The sequence below is a fragment of the Microcoleus sp. AT3-D2 genome (assembly GCF_036705715.1).
GTDB lineage: Bacteria > Cyanobacteriota > Cyanobacteriia > Cyanobacteriales > Microcoleaceae > Microcoleus.
In genome coordinates, this window is the sequence record NZ_JAUBVE010000028.1 from 19,734 (window position 1) to 38,110 (window position 18,377).

Annotated in this window: 12 protein-coding genes; 8 read left to right on the forward strand and 4 right to left on the reverse strand. The window is 44.4% G+C overall.

Annotation, left to right across the window (positions count from 1 at the left end; all coding sequences use genetic code 11):
- Positions 1 to 243 precede the first annotated feature (243 nt).
- Together QUB44_RS14360 and QUB44_RS14365 are read left to right on the forward strand one after the other, a co-directional pair.
- The gene (locus QUB44_RS14360; RefSeq protein WP_333368429.1) at positions 244 to 5,427 is read left to right on the forward strand and encodes an nSTAND1 domain-containing NTPase; all 5,184 of its coding nucleotides are present in this window, start codon (positions 244 to 246) and stop codon (positions 5,425 to 5,427) included.
- A gap of 356 nt (positions 5,428 to 5,783) precedes the next feature.
- Positions 5,784 to 8,057 carry an FdhF/YdeP family oxidoreductase gene (locus tag QUB44_RS14365; RefSeq protein ID WP_333368432.1) on the forward strand — a complete coding sequence of 758 codons (2,274 nt, stop codon included), beginning with the start codon at positions 5,784 to 5,786 and terminating at the stop codon, positions 8,055 to 8,057.
- A gap of 159 nt (positions 8,058 to 8,216) precedes the next feature.
- On the opposite strand, the gene QUB44_RS14370 is transcribed toward QUB44_RS14365, so the two are convergent.
- Positions 8,217 to 8,351, reverse strand: coding sequence for a hypothetical protein (locus tag QUB44_RS14370; RefSeq protein WP_333368435.1), 135 nt, complete (start codon positions 8,349 to 8,351; stop codon positions 8,217 to 8,219).
- Between the two features lie 216 nt (positions 8,352 to 8,567).
- Entirely contained in the window at positions 8,568 to 8,783 is a 216-nt protein-coding gene (locus QUB44_RS14375; protein WP_333368514.1) for a glycosyltransferase, read from the reverse strand.
- Between the two features lie 576 nt (positions 8,784 to 9,359).
- Here QUB44_RS14375 and QUB44_RS14380 point away from each other — a divergent pair.
- Entirely contained in the window at positions 9,360 to 9,767 is a 408-nt protein-coding gene (locus QUB44_RS14380) for a hypothetical protein (RefSeq protein WP_333368438.1), read from the forward strand.
- Complete coding sequence (locus QUB44_RS14385; RefSeq protein WP_333368441.1) at positions 9,761 to 12,304, forward strand: protein kinase domain-containing protein; 2,544 nt, start codon at positions 9,761 to 9,763, stop codon at positions 12,302 to 12,304. The genes QUB44_RS14380 and QUB44_RS14385 overlap by 7 nt, the downstream gene beginning before the upstream one ends.
- A gap of 180 nt (positions 12,305 to 12,484) precedes the next feature.
- Here the strand turns inward: QUB44_RS14385 and QUB44_RS14390 are convergent, their stop codons facing one another.
- Positions 12,485 to 13,897 (reverse strand): hypothetical protein, encoded by a 1,413-nt coding sequence (locus QUB44_RS14390; protein ID WP_333368445.1) that lies wholly within the window; start codon positions 13,895 to 13,897, stop codon positions 12,485 to 12,487.
- Positions 13,898 to 13,974: 77 nt separating this feature from the next.
- On the opposite strand from QUB44_RS14390, the gene QUB44_RS14395 reads away from it, so the two are divergent.
- The gene (locus QUB44_RS14395) at positions 13,975 to 15,000 is read left to right on the forward strand and encodes a hypothetical protein (RefSeq protein WP_333368449.1); all 1,026 of its coding nucleotides are present in this window, start codon (positions 13,975 to 13,977) and stop codon (positions 14,998 to 15,000) included.
- A gap of 335 nt (positions 15,001 to 15,335) precedes the next feature.
- On the opposite strand, the gene QUB44_RS14400 is transcribed toward QUB44_RS14395, so the two are convergent.
- The gene (locus tag QUB44_RS14400) at positions 15,336 to 15,659 is read right to left on the reverse strand and encodes a TMEM14 family protein (protein ID WP_190735279.1); all 324 of its coding nucleotides are present in this window, start codon (positions 15,657 to 15,659) and stop codon (positions 15,336 to 15,338) included.
- 125 nt (positions 15,660 to 15,784) lie between these two features.
- Between QUB44_RS14400 and QUB44_RS14405 the strand changes: the two genes are divergently transcribed.
- From QUB44_RS14405 to QUB44_RS14415, 3 genes are all read left to right on the forward strand, one after another.
- Entirely contained in the window at positions 15,785 to 17,089 is a 1,305-nt protein-coding gene (locus QUB44_RS14405) for an ATP-binding protein (RefSeq protein ID WP_333368453.1), read from the forward strand.
- 238 nt (positions 17,090 to 17,327) lie between these two features.
- Entirely contained in the window at positions 17,328 to 17,774 is a 447-nt protein-coding gene (locus QUB44_RS14410) for a tellurite resistance TerB family protein (protein WP_333165287.1), read from the forward strand.
- Between the two features lie 152 nt (positions 17,775 to 17,926).
- A complete protein-coding gene (locus QUB44_RS14415) occupies positions 17,927 to 18,340 on the forward strand; it encodes a thioesterase family protein (RefSeq protein ID WP_333368517.1) in 414 nt (137 codons plus the stop codon).
- Positions 18,341 to 18,377 lie beyond the last annotated feature (37 nt).

An 18,377-nucleotide genomic window follows, 5' to 3' on the forward strand; every position in this document is an offset into this window, starting at 1 on the left:
GGGTAAAAGTAAACTTAGTTAGAGCAACCGCCACAACGGTTAGGAAGTTCTTAATTGCACTTTCCCCCTGCGGTCGATTCCTTCCATCCGTTACATCCGTTATATCCGTTACATCCGTTACATCCGTTAAATAATCCGTTGCCGAACTGCCATCCGTTACATCCGTTAAATAATCCGTTGCCGAACTTCCTTTTTTCGGCAGTTGACAGCACCTATCCTGAGAAACTTTTTCAAATATTAATTATGATTAATTCGCACTGCCAGCAAGACACCGCAGCCCAGCAAAACAAAAGTTCGCTGCAAACTCTCACCCGGACTCTGAGAATGTCTCAGGGGCAATTTTCGCTGATTTTGGTACGGTGCAATTACAGTGCGATGAGAGAGCAAACGGCACGGCAATTGCGGGAAGAGTCTGGGATCGAGATTCGAGAAATTGTCCTCCCGCCATCGGTTAAAACTCTTTACACGACTATAGAAACCAAAGTTTCCTGCAGCCACCCGTCAGCTTTAATGGTGTTTGGATTGGAATCGGTAAGTGCGATCGATCGACTGTTGACTTCTACCAACTACGTGAGGGAAGAATTTCGGAATAATTTTCCCTTTCCGGTGGTGCTGTGGGTGACAGACAAAATTTTAAAAAAACTGATTCGGTTAGTAACAGATATCGAGACTTGGACAACCACTGTTGAATTTGTGATTGGCCCCGACGACTTGGTGGATTTCCTGGGCAAAAGTGCCGATCGCATTTTTTCCAACATTTTAGAAAGTGGCAATTGGCGTTTAACTAATTCTGCCATTCTCGGAGCCAATTCTTTGAGTGAACTAGAGTCGGCTAGCCAAGACTTGCAAACTTGCAATATCAGATTAGAACCAGCTATTGAAGCGAGTTTGCAATTTATTCGCGGGCGGCACGAATATGCTTGTCACCGCATCCCTGCGGCTATTGAATTGTATCAAAAAAGCCTCAGCTTTTGGAAGCATCAAGTATCATTTATTGGACAAAAAACAGAATTTAGCAATTTGTTATTTACTGTTCACCCAGCACCGGTGTTAGAGGGAATTCTGCTATTCCACATCGGTCTTTGCTACCGCTTCCAAGCAGAACAACACCGCAACGGCAACCGCCCTTACTGGACGGAAGCTAAGAATTATTTTCAGGAATGTATTGATGTTTTAGAACGCGCGGGGCGGCCGGATGCCGTTGGTATATTCATCAATCAACTTGGCGAAGTATTGCAGCATTTAGACGATTGGGATGCACTCTGGAATTTAGCTATCAAAGCTCGGAGGTTACATGAAAATATGAAAAATTCAGCAGTTAATTTGGCTCAAGATTACGGCTTTTTGGCTAGAGTAGCCTTAGAGCAAAAGAACTGGCAAGGGGCGAAAGAATGGGCTTTAATCGCTCTAGACGTTCTCAAATCAAATTTAGAAGCGACGGGACAGGGAACCCCTGTAAAGTCGCAGCATCTAGGCTTGTATCTGTTAATTTTAGCAGAGGCCCAGAGTCATTTGGGTGAGGTGCAGGAGGCGATCGCGCATTTAGAGCTTGCTCGCTCGGAAACCGAACCTTGCTACAACCCGCAACTGTATTTGCGGGTTTTAGAAATGCTGCGATCGCTCTATTTTCAGCGGGGAGAATATCTCGAAGCATTTCAAATTAAGCAAGATTATCGATCGGTGGAACACACGTATCGGTTCCGAGCTTTTATTGGGGCCGGAAAGTTGCAGCCGCACAGAGAAGCGGTTAATTCCGTCGCCGAAACTCTTGCCGGCGCTGCTACTATTGCTGACGAAATTACAGCTTCCGGCAGAGAGCAAGACCTCAACCGCTTGATATATAGGATGAACAATACCCCCGACAAACTGACAGTAATTTACGGTCAGTCTGGAGTTGGCAAAAGTTCAATAGTCACGGGAGGATTAGTACCAGCTCTCAAACAAAAAAAAATAGAAATGCGGACTGTTTTGCCCGTAGTGCTGCAAGTTTATAACAACTGGCCGCGGGAATTGACCCGACAGTTATCTGCTGAGAAAGCTGAAATATTCGATCCGGAAATTGCCGAAACAGTACCAGAAACTGCTCCGGTAGATTTGACCGTAGAAGCAGGCGCAGGTGAGGAAAATTTTATTTCAGGATTGCACTGTGGCTCGGCTGCGAAAAATGAGGAGCAAAGGGAGCAGTCACAGCCAGTAGAATTAATCATACAACAACAGGCGATCGAATACGAAAACATTATCAAGGAGCTGCAAAGAAACTCAGAGCATTTAGTGACTGTTCTGATATTTGACCAATTTGAAGAATTTTTTTTCGTGTGGAAAGAGCCAGCGGAAAGACAAATATTTTTTGATTTTTTGCGGCAATGCTTGAAAATCAAATACTTAAAAGTCGTCCTGTGTTTGCGGGAAGATTACCTGCACTATTTGCTGGAATTTTCCCGACCCAAAAACCCGACAGGATTCGTTAACAATGATATTTTGGACGACATTCTCAGCAAAAACATTCTGTTTTATTTGGGAAATTTTTCGCTGGTCGATGCGCGATCGGTAATTCGCACTTTAACTGAGCGAGCGCAGTTTTACTTAGAACCGGAGCTGATCGAAGAATTAGTCAAAAATTTAGCTGGAGAATTGGGAGAAGTTCGCCCGATCGAACTACAACTTGTCGGCGCTCAACTGCAACAAGAGAACATTAGAACTTTAAGTCAATATCAGGAACTAGGCAACAATCCCAAACAAAAATTAGTAGAAAGGTTTCTCGAAGAAGTCATCAAAGATTGCGGTCCGGAAAATGAAGTAGCTGCACGCAGAGTATTGTATTTGCTCACAGATGAAGAGGAGATTCGTCCCCTAAAAACCCGCGCAGAATTAGCCTCAAATTTAGCTACATTTGCTGAAGCTGACAAATTAGATTTAGTATTAGAACTGTTAGTAAACTCTGGTTTAGTTTTTCGGTGGACGGAACTGCCTGCTGAGCTTTATCAGCTCGTTCACGATTATTTAGTTAGCTTCATTCGCCAGCAGCAAGAATTAGATAAAAAGGCAGAATTTGAGGAACTGCGAAAGCAAAATCAAATTAACCGAGATGAAATTGAACAAATCCGCAAAGACAGAGAGCAAGATGCTTTGCTGTCGGAAGCTAGAGACAAACAGTATCAAGCGGAAGCTCAACTTTACCACACTCGGAGATGGCAATTGCGGGCCGCGGTTGTAGGAGTGCTTGTACTCGCAGGTGTTTCGGGGATGGCATTCGAGCAAGCAAAATTAGCAGAAAGCGCACGGCAAGAAGCAGAAAAAAGTCGCACTGATGCCCTGAATTCGGCGTCGGAAGCTTTGGTTATTTCTAATGAAAAAAACCAATTAGGAGTGTTGGGAAATAGTATCAAAATTGGTCGTGATTCTCTGAAAAGTACAGCGCTGCCTGTGGAGACTAAAACTCAAATTGCAGAAAGACTCAGGCAAGCAGTTTCGGGGGTGCAAGAACGCAACCGTTTCGAGCAGCACAGCAAGTTTGTTTTGGATGTGAGTGTCAGTCCCGACGGCAATTCAGTTGCTTCGGCAAGTGCTGACAAAACTGTTAAATTGTGGAGCAAAGAAGGTAAGTTATTAAAAACTTTTAATCACCCAGATAGCGTGACGAGTGTTAGTTTTAGTCCTGATGGGAAAACGATCGCTACTGGTTGTGCCGATCGCACAATTAGAATTTGGCAAGTAGATAGCGACAAAAGTGCGATTGGCATTTTATCCGGCCACCGCGATATCGTCACCAGCGTCAGTTTCAGTCCCGACGGCAAAACCCTAGCTTCCGCTAGTCACGACAACACCGTCAAAATCTGGAACCTTGCGAACAAACAACTGCTGCAAACCTTAACCGGACACAAAGACTGGGTACTCGGCGTCAGTTTCAGTCCCGACGGCCAAACAATTGCCTCCGCAAGTGTTGACAAAACTGTCAAACTTTGGAACCGAGAAAGTAAAACGCAGAAATTTAGAATTAATCCCAAAACATTAACCAAACATTCTGACATTGTTTACAGCATTAAGTTCAGTCCAAACAGTCGAGAACTCGTCTCGGCAAGTGCCGACACCACAGCCAAAATTTGGAACCGAAACGGTGAGGAAATCAGAACTCTCAAAGGACACAACGATGAAGTTGTCAGCGCGAGTTTCAGTCGCGATGGCAAACAAATCGTCACCGGCAGTGCAGACGATACGGTGAAAGTTTGGAGTCGCAGCGGCACTTTGCTCAACACTTTTCGAGGACATCAAGACGACGTAAGATCCGTAACTTTCAGCGGTGACGGCACTATTGCTTCCGCAAGTAAGGACAAAATAGTGAAAATTTGGAAACCGGACAGCACTCCGCTGAATAAGATTTTATTGGGACACGGAGACTGGGTTTACAAAGTCAGTTTTAGCGCTGACAGCAAAACAATTGCCTCTGCTAGTGGCGACAAAACAGTGAGACTTTGGCGGGCTGACGGCAGTTTACTCAGAATCTTAGAAGGTCACAAGGATTCTGTTACCTGGGTCAGCATTTCGCCTGATGATAAAACTGTTGCTTCGGGCAGCGATGACAAAACCGTGAAAGTCTGGAGTTTAAACGGCAAACTGTTAGATACTCTCAGCCACAGCGGCATTGTCAGAAGCGTAAGTTTTAGTCCCGACGGAAAGATAATTGCTGCCGCAAGTGCCGATCGCAAATTGTACCTCTGGCGCTGGAACGGTTCTAAAGCAACTTTGTTTGCAAAACTCGATCATAGCAATCCAGTAATTAGCGTTAGCTTCAGTCCCGACGGCAAAACTATTGCTACTGCTACCGCTGCTGAGGACAAGGCAAGCGGGAAGAAAAAGGCTTTTGAAATTACCGGAGAAAAGAGAGTTTACCTGTGGCAATTTAACGGTTCGTCGGCGAAAATTCTGAAAACTCTCGACCACCCAGACAGCGTTAAAAATGTTAGTTTCAGTCCAGACGGTAAGACTATTGCTGCTGCTTGCGCTGACAAAAAAGTTTACTTGTGGGGGTTTGATGGAAAGGTGGCAAATTTAACTGAAAAACTCGACCACAGCGATACTGTAGAAAGCGTGAGTTTTAGTCCAGACGGCAAATTAATTGCGGCGGCGAGTGGAGGAAATACTGTTAAGCTGTGGAATTTTGACGGCAAGAAGGCGTTGCTATCGAAGACTTTGGAGTCGAGCGATCGCGTGTTGAGCGTTACTTTTAGTTCGGACAGCAAAACTCTGGCTTTTGCTAGCAGCGATAAAACTGTAATTCTGTGGCCTGTGGAGAATTTGGAACTGAATAAAATCATTGCTCGGAGTTGCGAGTGGTTGGGAGATTATTTGCAGAATGACCCGAATGTTGCTGAGGGCGATCGACTGCTGTGTCTTGGGTTTGGGAAGCAAGCATTAAATAAGAAGAAGTAAACCCTATTTGTAGTGAGGACTTCAGTTTTCTCTCTGCCTGTGAATGAAGATTAAAGTCCTTACTGCGAACCTATTCTTGAATAGAGATTAAAACATCTATCTGTTGAGTAGTTTTTTCTGTTGTAAATTTGCGGTAAAATTCGAGTAATAAATTTAACTCCTCTGGCGGTTCCCCGCCGAGTCAATAGAAGTAAGTCGGTCTGCGGCAGAATTGTATTGTACAGTGCGCTCAAAAAAATCGCTTTGAAAAACAACAAAATTCTTGCCTTCAAAATTTTTATTTCATTCTGCCGAATGCCTTGTGATCCGGCTGCCTTTCTTCAACTAATCCGCAATTCAAACAAAAGGTAAACCACATGGATGTCAATTCTCAAAATATCCAACCAATCCCGCCATTCAACGAGACAAACGAGGAAACACCAGAGATAGGTGGCGGTTTGCCCGTAATAGAATATTGGGCAAAACATACATTGTCCCCGGAAGGCCCAAAACTTTGGAAAACTTTGCTGCACAAAAGTGCTTGTTTGTCCTGTTCTTGGGGTACTGGTGGGCAGAAAGGAGGTTTTACAAATGAAGAAGGCGAAAAACTTCAGCGGTGCATGAAAAGCGTCGAAGCAATCTCCGCTGAAATCAAGCCGGCTATCTCAACTCAATTTTTTGAACAGCAGAGTATTGCACAACTTCAGCAATTAACTTCAATGGAAGCCGATAGGTTGGGAAGGCTGAGTTTTCCGATGATTTTGCGGGCTGGTTCCTCTCATTACGATCGTATTTCTTGGGAAGAAGTTTATCAAATTGCCGAAGCTGCCTTTCGCAAAACCCCCGAACGAGTGGCATCTTACAGTTCTGGTCGCTCTTCCAACGAAGCCGCTTTTCTGCTGCAATTGATGATGCGGGCGATGGGTTCCAATAACTTAGCAGATTGTTCAGATCTCTGCCACGCTCCCTCGACAGTCGGGTTAAGCGAAATGTTTGCCACCCGCACCTCGTTAGTGAGTCTAGAAAACTTGAAGGAAGCAGATTGCGTCGTACTCGCGGGCAGCAATTCTTCCTACAACCATCCCCGTTTGATGAACGAATTGATTAAAATTCGCGACAAAGGCGGTAAAATAATTGTAATCAATCCGGTGATGGAAATCGGCTTGGTCAAGTTTGGTTCTCCCGCATTTCCCGTCAAGTCGCTCATCCCCGGTTCCGATATTTCCTCGCTATACTTGCAACCAATTCCGGGCAGCGATACAGCCCTATTTGTGGGAATTCAAAAGTCTATAATCGAACAAGGTTTGCTGGACGAAAGCTATTTGCAAGCTCATACAGAAGGTTGGGAATCAGTAGTACAGCACGCCCGCGAAACCGCTTGGGAAACTATTACTAAAACCTGCGGAGTTTCCCAAGCAGAAATTGAGGCAGCCGCCAAAATTATCGGCACATCCCAGCGGGTTGTATTCGGTTGGGCGATGGGAATTACCCAACACGGTAACGGTGTAGATAACGTTTTCAGCATTGCAAATACTGCCTTAATGACAGGAAATGTCGGCAAAGAAGGTGCAGGATTAATGCCCGTCAGAGGACACTCAAACGTCCAAGGATTCGGCTCTATGGGCGTCACTGTGAAGCTGAAAAAAGAAATTCAACAAGCTTTAGAAAAGTTATTAAATCGTCCCCTCAGTCCTGTTAAGGGTTACGAAACTCGATCGCTTATTGAAGCAGCAGATGCAGGCAAAGTCGATACGCTGATATGTCTGGGCGGCAACTTGTATGGGGCAAATCCAGATTTAACTCAGGCAAAACGCGCTTTAAGCAATGTTGAAACCGTTATATACCTCGCAACCAAACCGAATTTAGGGCATTTTCACGGATTGGCAAAGCACAATACAATTGTGATTCCGGTGCTGAATCGCTTTGAAAACCCCCACAAAACAACGGTGGAATCTGGGAATAACTTTGTGCGTTTAAATGATGAGGGCGAAACTCATCTCCAGAATTCGGATTTGATTCCTGAAGTTTATTTTTTGACAGAATTAGCCAGCAGAATTCACGGCGATTTCCCTGTGGATTGGCGCCGACTTCAAGACACAAAATACGTCCGGCAATTGATTGCTAAAACTATTCCTGGCTATGAAAAGATGGCGACAATTGATGAAACACAAGAGGAATTTACCATCAGCGGTCGCATTTTTACAGAACCTAAATTTCCTACCGAGTCGGGGAAAGCGAAGATGTTTGTGACGCCTTTACCTAAACTGAAATTACCGGAAGCGAAAGAGTTTGGAGTATCGGAATCAACACAGGGTATTGTAGTGGCATTGATGACGGGACGCAGCTATTCTCAGCATAATACTGTGGTTTACAAAATTGATGACAAATACCGGGGAATGCCGCACCGCAACTGCATTTTGATGAATCGTGCGGATGCAGAAAGCACTGGTTTGCATGAACATCAACGGGTTACGGTGCAGGGAAATGTGGGGAAAATGGAAAATGTCGAGGTGATTTACGGGGCGGTTCGTGAGGGTGCTGCTTTGATGTTTTATCCTGAAGTTAATGTGATTTTTCACCCGGAAATTGAAAAGCGATCTGGTACGCCTGCTTACAAGCGCGTACCTGCTTTTGTGTATGCGGAAGTATAAAATATCTTACACCATTCTCAAGACCCGGCTTTGCGGCCTGTTCCACAAAGAGTGAGTTTTATTGTGGGGAGTAGGGGTTGGGCATCCTGCCCGCCCATAAAAGGGTTATTGAGAATCGCAAAAAAAACAGGTTTCTGGAACCCCATGCGTAAGCCTTAATTAACTCTTAATTTGCAAAGTTCTACCGCGCCAAGTCCATCCCCAACCAATTTCGGTTTTAATCGCAGAACCGATCGCAATCGCCGCCACTAACGCACATCCCAAACCTCCCAACCACAGTATTTTGTAGGGCATTCATAAATCTAGGCACCCAAGTGGCGCAAAGTGTAATGCTGCCAAATTACGATTAGTGATAAACAAATAGTTAACCAGGTAAGTGGTTGGTGGGTCGCGGTTGACCAATAATTTCTTGATGGTACCCGCCACGTGATTTATCCGTGGAATCAATCCAAAATCTCAAATCGAAAATCCTCAAGCCCCCGCATTTATCCGTGGTGTCACCTCTAAAATCTAAAATCTAAAATCTAAAATCGATTGACCTGCTAATATTTTAAGCCAGGGGTCGTTGAGATGCTGTTGCAGGGTTTGCCCGATCGCTAACGTGTCCTCTGTCGAGCGATCGTCTACAATTAAAACCTCTAAGTTGTCCACAGACAGCGGTGTATTCTTCAAAATAGCGATCGCGCCATCCCGAATATTCTCTGCCTCGTTGTATGCTGGTACGATTACCGAAACTTTAGGAAACTACGCGGCCGGTTCCGGTGAGGGCCTGGGGAAAATTCTGTCGGTTCGAGGCGCATTTTTGACCGATCGGCGCAAGTTCTTAGTGTAAGCTCTACTTACAATCAGAGAAAAAATTAGCAGGGTTAACAATATCAAAGCGAACTGACCTCAAAACTTCAGTACACGATTTGTCTCCCTAAATATTAAAAAATATTAAAACAAAAAGCTAGTCGATCGCCCGAAAAGTTATTTTGACCAAAAGCATCCAGGATACAAGCCCCCGGATTCATCCGTGGGGTCGCTTTCTTCAATCTAAAATCTAAAATCTAAAATCTAAAATCGATTGACCGCCTCTTTTGCTATAATTTGTGAGCATCTTTCGGCTCGCCCGCAGCGAGGGGCAAGACCCCTCACCCAGACAGCGACCGAAAAGCCGAGGATAGATATCAGTTGTCAGAGGAGATTGCAATGGGCGAATTTATTACAGTCGATGTGTTTGCGAACACGATAGCGGTACTCGGCGCTTTGGGTTTTTTCTTTTTGGGATATCAAGCTTTGCAGATGTTGAAAAAATAAAGTATGTCAGAACACAGATGTTGCACCATTGTCAAGAACGGGCAAGATGCCCGTTCCACAAAGAATGAGTTTTCTTGTGGAACAGGCATCTTGCCTGTTCCTAAACAAGTAATTGAGAATGGTGCAATATCTCAGTCAGAAGTCAGAAGTCAGAAGTCAGAAGGAAAGAAGGAAGAGGGAAGAAGTCCGATGGAAGTCGGAAGAAGGAAAGAAAGAAGAAGTAAAGAAAGAAGAAGGAAAGAAACAACTATTACGAATACCCAATTCCCTGTTTTGCCAATGCCCAATGTCCTGTTTTGCCAATGCCCAGGAACACCTAATTTACCTGAAAAAGGCTATACAACTGACTCAACAGTGCAACTGTTTCTTGCGAAAATCAACCAAAAAAAGGCTGCGTTATTATCATGGTGAGCCAACTTTTAGATGGACGCTATCAAATCATTGAAGTCATAGAAACAGGAGAATTTGGGCAAACCTATCTTGCCAAAGATATTCGCCGTCCTGGAGAACCGCAGTGCTTTGTCAAGCACCTGCGTCCCGGTACTACCGAACCAAAATTAATTAATACTACGCGCCGTCTTTTTCAAAAAGAAGCAGAGGTTCTAGAAAAGCTCGGTCAGCATGACCAAATTCCTCAGCTATTCGCTTATTTTGAAGAAAATGAAGAATTTTTCTTAGTTGAATCCTTTGTTGCTGGTCACTCGCTATCAACCGAGATTGTACCGGGCAAGCCTCTAACTGAAGAAAAAATGATTCCTTTGCTGAAGGAACTGTTAGAAATTTTAGTATTTGTACACGGACAGGGCGTAATTCACCGAGATATTAAACCGGCTAATTTAATTCGCCGCTATTCCGACAACAAGTTAGTTTTGATTGACTTTGGCTCGGTGAAAGAAATTCACATCGCTCAAAGACAAGCGCCGGTAACGGTGCGGATTGGCACTCTGGAATATATGCCGATCGAACAATTTCAATACAACCCGCAACTCAACAGCGATATCTACGCTTTGGGAATGATTGGCATCCAAGCCATGACGGGTTTGCCGGCTTACGATTTGCCGAAACTGCGGGATTTGAAAAATTCTAATAAAGGTGAAATTGTTTGGCGGCATTTAGCCACGTGTTCCCAAGCGCTGGCCGATGTTTTAGACAATATGGTGCGCTACGATTTTCGGGAGAGGTACCAGTCGGCGGCGGAAGCTTTAGCCGATTTGAGGAAAATTGGCGATCGCTCGCGGGCGCGGATTCCCAAGCTGACAATATATCGCGAAGAAGTCGATCGGCGCAGCAGCAGCCGGGGTGATATTACCGTCGTCGGTCGTAGAATATTAGATGAACTGCGCGTCAGTTTGGAATTGCTGCCAGAAGAAGCAGAGGCGATCGAAGATGAGGTATTGAACCCTTACCGGAAATATAGGGAAAAAGGCGAACGCTACGAACAATCACTGCAAGAAGCAATGCAGCAAGAATATCCCTTTTCTCTGGAAACTCGCGACGAATTAAAACGCTTGCAGCAAGTTTTAGGGCTTACCGACGAAGATGCCGCGAAAATCGAAGAATTAGTCATTCCTAAATCTTTATTTGCTAAATTGTACAAGGCGATATCCACAGTTTTAGAGGGACACCGCAACCCCAATCCGCCACCAGCGAGTAGCGCCCCTCACCTCGAAGTGCAGGCAAGTCCGGCGGTATCCCCGCAGCTAAATCTGAACGGAAAAACCGATTTCTCGTTAGCGCAGCCCGCCCCTACGGGGGCTACGCCAACGGAGAGGATCGCCAGCCCAGCAGCACTTGTCCCCAAAGAAACTCGCAAATTCAATCCTTATCTTGCCGGGGCAACAATGGCGGCTATATTAGCTGCGATCGGCGGAATTTACGGATATCTCAAATGGCAAGAATGGCAGCAGCTAGTCCAAAAAGAATCCCAACAGCTCAATCAAATTGCAGGTCTCTATAAAGCCAGCAATTATGAAGACTGCATCAGCCAAATACCAACAATTGCCAACACTTCCAGCACCTATTCGTCCGCTCAGGAGTTACAAGAACAGTGCCAAGCAGGTTTGCGGTGGAAGAACGCCAAAGTCAAAAATTTCGCTCAGCATTCAGATGCCGTTGGGTCTGTTGCTTTCAGTCCAGACGGCTTAATGTTAGCCAGCGGTTCTAAAGACAAAACCATCCAAATTTGGGATTTAGCTACAGGCAAGTCGATCCGCACTTTTCCAGGAGATTCCTCCACTATTTGGTCGGTTGCTTTTGACTCAAACGGTACGAAACTGGCGACTGGAACCGGTTTTTGGCGAGTCATGCTGTGGGATTTGAAAACAGGGCAAGTGATTCGCAGTCTCGACCACACTGCTTCTGTTTGGTCTGTCGCTCTTAGCCCCGACGGACAGCTTGTCGCTAGCGGTAGCGGAGACAAAACCACAAAGATTTCGGATGCAACAACTGGCCGTTTGATTCAGAGTTTTCCAGACCATACAGATTTTGTTTATTCTGTTGCTTTCACTCCAGATGGAAAAAGTTTGGTTAGCGCTTCTAAGGATAAAAAAATTACAGTTGTGGATGTCGCAACAGGGGCGTTGCTCAAAACTATTGAGGGACACGGCGACGCGGTGAGGTCGGTTGCTGTTAGCCCGGACGGCAAGACAATTGTGAGCGGTTCCTACGATGAAAGTATTAAAATCTGGAATATCGAAACAGGAGATTTAATTCGCTCTATCAATGGACATTCGGACGATATTGTCTCGGTTGCTATCAGCCCGGACGGGAAGTTTATTGCCAGCGGGAGCAAAGATAAAACTATTAAAGTTTGGGATTTTGCTACCGGAGAATTGCTGAATACTTTGACTGGACATTCCGATGAGGTTTATGTGGTAACTTTTAGTCCTGATGGCAGAACCATTGCTAGCGGTTCTAAAGACAATACTATTAAGTTGTGGTTGAGGTAATCAGAAGGAAGAAGGAAGAAGGAAAAATAGTCCTTGACGCACAGACTATACTTGTAGGGTGGGCAGTGCACACCTTACTACTACAGATAGTGTAACAATTGAAAAGTTGTGTCTACGACTGAAGAAGTCAGTCAACAGTCAACAGTCAACAGTCAACAGTATCCATTAGTCATTGGTCATTTAATTGGTATAATTCAGCTCGTTTTTTAAGCTTGGGGGAAAGTGCCAATAAGGCGTTTCTAATTCGTCCTCGGTTGGATAATTTTCAGTTGAGTTCTCTCGAATTTGAAAAAAGTGGTAGAGGTTAGCGACAGTTAAATCGGATATTTCTTGCCAATTCGAGGCAGCTAAACCTTGATAACCAGTAGCGATCGCCTGCTGGCTGACATAAAATTCGTATCTCCGGCGGATTTCCGGCGACACAGCGAAGGTTAGCTGGTCGCGCAAGGATAGAAAGTGAGACTTTTGCTTTAAACTTTCATAAAGTGAAGGTTCCGCAGCTAATACCTCGAATGTAGTGTACACCCTGCTTTTTAAACTCTCGCCGGTGAGTTTATCTAAACTAGCTAACTGGTGCTGCTCTTTTGGAGACAAACTTTGCATCCAATCAACCTCATTTTGCCAAAATTCTATTACACTTAAATCATGACCGAGAATCCTAGTAACTTCGGGAAATAAAAAATCTAGTTCTGGTGCCGATTGACATCCTTTAACAACAGTTAGAATATCTTGACGAATTTTTGATTGGAGTTCCAGCAGGCGATCGCTCACCATATCGTAGGCTCGCTGCAAGTGAAACGTGACCCCGATCGCCTGCTCGATCGCCCAAACACATTCCATTTGCCTGAGCTGTCCGGCAGAACACAGCCCCTCCAACAAACTAGAATTATCATAAATTTTTAAAGCCTCAAATAACATATCCCGCCCGCTATTAATTTCGGAATTCCGAAGTTTAAGATCGGGCACTGTCAGGGCTGACTGACAGCGTTTGATAGCTTTAGAAAAAATCTCATAACCGTTAACCAGTTTCTGGCGGTGCATTTCAAAACTAGAGTCGTGAGCCACCTTAAAAATCTGCTGGATCACCTCTACTCCCCTATCTTTGAGGATGTGTCTGAGATCGATAAATCCGTCTTTAATTTTTAGCTTCTGGTGCTTGGCCTCTTCTCGGATTTTTAATACTTGGTTGAGGTTTACTGCTGACAAAACTGTGCTCGATACAGCGCCCATACCAATGACAGCAGCAGTCGCTTGCATCACTGCCAAATTAATTTTCAGACAGTTAAGCATTCTGTATATTTTTTGAAACCCCTGATGAGTTTGAGCCACCTGCAACGGCGCCAGTGTCACGTACACGGGAGCTACCAGCGGCTGTATGGGGCCACCTCCGGCTAACTGTGCGAGCAATCCTATAACTCCGCGCGAGGATAGAGTTTCACTTCTTGATTGATAAAAAATTTTTGCGATCTCCACAAACTCCCCTGTCACCGGATTTCTAGCTGCCGGAAGCAATTTTCCTGTTTTGGCAGCAGGCTGTACTAGGTTGCCACTATTGAGTCGCGCCTGAGTTGCAGGGGTGAATATATAATCCATGTTGTGGCTCAGTTTCCATTCAAAAAAGCAGATGTTCTGTATTGTATGCTGTTTAGGGAAACGAGGGATGAAAGGAAATGAATGAGTATCTCAAGGCATTCCAGGCTATTACCCTGTTTAGCGATCGATTGTTGGCCGACGAATATCAATCCGTGGAGATTAAACAGTCAGCTACCCAACTCAGTTTAGATGTGGAACCTTGTATTGACGAAATTAAGCAATCTGCCATCAGACTCAAGGGGCTACTTCAGGTATGTTTCAAAGATGTATCTCACGCTGAGGATGTCTGGAATAGCAAGCCGAGAATTGCTGGAGCATCTCCTGTTGATGTCTGGGAGCAAATTGGCGAACTAAGCGGATGCGATGTGAGAATTCGCTGTTTAGGAAAACAGGGCAAATATGATGCTGTTATTAAAGTTCGCAAATCTTGGAGCGACAAGGCGACCAAGTTAAAAAATCAGTGGTTTTTGTGGGATAAAAACCCTCAAGTCTTTCAAAGAGATACTATTGGTTTTTTTGAAAAAGATAATTTGCACAAAGAGTTGCGGAATGAAGTGGATTCCCAGGCAGAGCGAGTGATTTTAATTATGGAGAATGAACTGAGTTTAATTTTTAAAGAATTACAATCTATTGATATAGAAAAAATTGAATTTTGTATTGAATGCTTCGACCTAAACAGTCAGTCGAAATTTAGAGAGCGACTACAATCCATAGGCGGGGAGATTGTATCGAAGTTTACGGAGCCACTGAAATATTTGCCGGATTCTTATATGAAGAGTTTTAAAGAAACGCTGAAAGAACCTGTAGAAACTCTGGTTCATAAAAGCAAGATGGGAATCAGTTTGGTCGATTTTGAAGATTCCTGTCAAGTGATTGGGTCAATCCTGGAAAAGGTAATTTTAGCAATTTTCGAGGAGCGCATGAAACTGGCAATTCAAACAGTTGAAAAAGCGATTAAATTCTACAATAATTTTTTAGAGAAGCAGGCGCGGTATCAGCAAGAGACGCCGGAACAGCGAGCGGCGGAAAAAGATTGGATCGAAGGCCAGCGGCAGCAACTCAGGGAAGTTCAGCAGTATATTGATGCAGTCATCAATCATTAGTGGTTAGTTATTAGTCATTAGTCATTAGTCATTAGTCATTAGTCATTAGTCATTAGTCATTAGTTATTGGTCATTAGTCATTAGTCATTAGTCATTAGTTATTGGTCACTGGTTATTGGTTATTGGTTATTGGTTAGTAGTTATTGGTTATTGGTCATTAGTTATTAGTCATTAGTCATTAGTCATTAGTTATTGGTCACTGGTTATTGTTTATTGGTTATTGGTTAGTAGTTATTGGTTATTGGTTATTGGTTATTAGAACGAACAACTAACAATTAACAAATAACCACTGACCACTAAAAACAGTCAACAGTCAACAGTCAACAGTCAACAGATTATTGATATTGACCGCTGATTTCGTAAACGATCGCGCCCAAAGACGCTAAGCTAGCTAAAATTAGCATTCCGGCAGGCATGAATTTTTGAGTTTTAACAAGGCGCACAATAAAGACTATTACTAAAACAGCGGAGATGGCTGCTGCTAATGTTAAACCCCAACTTTGTCCCATAAGCTGGGCGGTGCCGGCAAAAATTAGGAGGGAACCGCTAATCAAGCCCGAAATGAGCGAGGCTTGGCTTTTGGCCTTGATATAACCCATGATGCCGCCAACCAGTGTTAAAATGCCGTAGCCGATCGCCGCTGCTGTCCCTAAATTCATTTTTAATCCTCCAGATTTCACAAGTGCATCTAAATTTATACAGCGAGACCTGCAATTCCGGTCACAAATTGTTAGAAAATTTATTAAACCCAGTCAGGATATCTAACTGTTATACAATTGCCATTATGTCAGCCCTAACTTCTGGTGCGATCGCCCAAATCCGTTACCTCCAGCGCCAAGCAGCATCCCTGCTGCTGTATCAATCAGTTCTCAAAAGCCCCGCAGGTCAAGCTTTTATCGATTTGCTGCAAGCCCTTCACCACAGCGAAGTCAGCGGTTTGGAATGTCAGGTAGCTTACGGGAACTGGTTCCAAGTTCAGGCTGCTAAAAATTTAAGCTGGAAAGATTCTCTGATTTCCGAAATTCTCAAAGACGAAAACCCCTTTTCTCGCCGAGCTCAGCAAACAGATTTTGCAAGTTTGCCCCCCGCTTTGGTGGAGGCCGCCCGACATGATTTAGAAGTGCTGCAAAATATTTACGAATGCAGCAGCGAACAGTTGAGCAAGTGGGTGCGGGTAGCGGGTCAACTTGACGCAGTGCCTCCGATTTGGCATTCAGAAAGTGTCAAAGAAAATGGCGATTTGCCACTGCACGGAAAACTGGAAAAATGGTCGAGCGCTACGGAATCTTTGGCAGCTTATTACCGACAGTTTGGCACGGGTTTGTTTGCCGAATATCGCGCTTTTGCGTGGCGGGAAGGGCAGTTGGCGAGTATTTCCCATCCCGATCGCATAACTTTAAAAGAGTTGGTTTGCTGCGATTGGCAACGGGATGCTCTGGTGAAAAATACGGAGTTTTTGCTGGCAGGTTATCCGGCTTTGCACGTCTTGCTGTACGGCAGCCGCGGTTCGGGTAAGTCTTCTTTGGTGAAGTCGCTGTTAAATGAATTTGGCTCTCGCAATCTGCGCTTGATTGAAGTATCTAAATCGGATTTGCAAGATTTGCCGCTAATTGTCGAGCAGTTGCGGGGAGTTCCTCAAAAGTTTATTATTTTTGTGGACGACCTTTCCTTTGAGGAAGATGACGATGCTTTTAAAGCTCTGAAAGTTGTTTTGGAAGGAAATGTCACTGCTCGCTCTCAAAATGTGGTAGTTTACGCAACATCTAACCGCAGGCATTTAATTCGAGAGTTTTTTGACGACAGGCCCCGCCCCCGCGATGGAGACGAAGTTCACGCTTGGGATACTGTGCAGGAAAAACTTTCCTTTAGCGATCGTTTTGGCTTGACTTTAACTTTTGAACCGGCCGATCAAAACACTTATTTAACAATTGTCCGACATCTGGCAGAACTCGCTGGAATTAAACTCGCTGCTGAGGATTTGGAACACCGCGCTAAAGAATGGGCAACTCGTCGCAATGGGCGATCGGGCAGGACTGCGCGGCAGTTTGTTGATTTCCTGAAAGCAGATTTAGCCATTTTTCACAAGTAGATCGTCTGCGCTGGGAGGGCGGGTTTCACTTGACCTATGGAAAGGCAATTCAGGATCTGAATAAACCCGCCATTACAGCGCCAAAGGGCGAAAGAAAAATTCTTAAGTTTTTCATAATTTTATTGATAATAAATAACTAACAAAATTTGATATAATTATCAAAATTCCCAAAGAAACCTCCAGAGCCAGAACCCATCCTGACTCCATAAATCGACCACTAAATAACGAGGAAAATATCATGGGTTTATTTGATAAAGTATCGCAGACTCGCCAAGAAACGGACGTAACGTTAGGGCCTGCCGAAGCATTTGCGGCGATCGCGCTAATTGCCGTAGCAGCCGACGGTTACATCAATGACAGCGAAAGTAAAGCGATTAGCATGACGCTATCTCGGATGCAACTGTTCCGCAGTTATCCTGATGACGTGATGAGAAAAATGCTCGATCGCCTGCTGATGATTATGCAACGGCAAGGAGTGGAGGTACTGTTTAATGCTGCTTTGGCAACGCTTCCCGACGAACTTAAAGAAACAGTTTTTGCTGTGACAACTGATATCGCTTTAGCAGATGGCGAGGTTTCAGAAGAAGAAGAACAACTTTTGAACGATCTTTACAGTGCATTGGGGATTTCTGAAGATATTGCCCTCAAGATTATAGACGTGATGTTGATTAAGAACAAAGGTTAAGAAATCAGGGGGAGGGGTGAGGAGGGCGAATTTTACAATATAAAAAATTAGCGCCTACTTACTTAGCTGACAACTTCTCCAAAAGTGCGGTTTTACCGATATGATGGTTGGTAAAATTGCGATCAAATTTGCGATCGCCGTTACTACCTCAAATGCCTTTCACTTACACCCGCACTGTTCACTTTCAAGATACCGATGCTGCTGGAGTCGTTTACTTTGCTAACGTTTTGGCGATGTGCCACGAAGCTTACGAGGCATCTCTAGCAGCATCGGGAATTAATCTCAAAGCATTTTTCAGCAATCCCGAGGTTGCCTTTCCCATAATTCATGCTAGTGTAGATTTTTATCGCCCAATGTTTGCGGGCGATCGGCTGACGATTCAATTGACACCCAAACAAGTTACTGGCGATGAATTTGAAATTGCCTATCAAGTATTTTCTGAGGAAGTTGCAGGAAGAAGCGCTGCTAAAGCTCTGACTAAGCACGTTTGCATTGATGCAGTTAGCCGAACTCGAAAACAGCTATCGGAAGACTTGATGGAGTGGATGAGAAAATTTGAGAGTTGAGATCTGTGATTAGCTCTATCTTTAAATAATAGCAGGG

Bases quoted from the DNA above. Each gene is read 5' to 3' on its own strand.
- QUB44_RS14360 (WP_333368429.1), top strand. From the start codon at position 244: ATGATTAATTCGCACTGCCAGCAAGACACCGCAGCCCAGCAAAACAAA.
- QUB44_RS14365 (WP_333368432.1), top strand. From the start codon at position 5,784: ATGGATGTCAATTCTCAAAATATCCAACCAATCCCGCCATTCAACGAG.
- QUB44_RS14370 (WP_333368435.1), bottom strand. From the start codon at position 8,351: ATGCCCTACAAAATACTGTGGTTGGGAGGTTTGGGATGTGCGTTAGTG.
- QUB44_RS14380 (WP_333368438.1), top strand. From the start codon at position 9,360: ATGTCAGAACACAGATGTTGCACCATTGTCAAGAACGGGCAAGATGCC.
- QUB44_RS14385 (WP_333368441.1), top strand. From the start codon at position 9,761: ATGGTGAGCCAACTTTTAGATGGACGCTATCAAATCATTGAAGTCATA.
- QUB44_RS14390 (WP_333368445.1), bottom strand. From the start codon at position 13,897: ATGGATTATATATTCACCCCTGCAACTCAGGCGCGACTCAATAGTGGC.
- QUB44_RS14395 (WP_333368449.1), top strand. From the start codon at position 13,975: ATGAATGAGTATCTCAAGGCATTCCAGGCTATTACCCTGTTTAGCGAT.
- QUB44_RS14400 (WP_190735279.1), bottom strand. From the start codon at position 15,659: ATGAATTTAGGGACAGCAGCGGCGATCGGCTACGGCATTTTAACACTG.
- QUB44_RS14405 (WP_333368453.1), top strand. From the start codon at position 15,785: ATGTCAGCCCTAACTTCTGGTGCGATCGCCCAAATCCGTTACCTCCAG.
- QUB44_RS14410 (WP_333165287.1), top strand. From the start codon at position 17,328: ATGGGTTTATTTGATAAAGTATCGCAGACTCGCCAAGAAACGGACGTA.
- QUB44_RS14415 (WP_333368517.1), top strand. From the start codon at position 17,927: ATGCCTTTCACTTACACCCGCACTGTTCACTTTCAAGATACCGATGCT.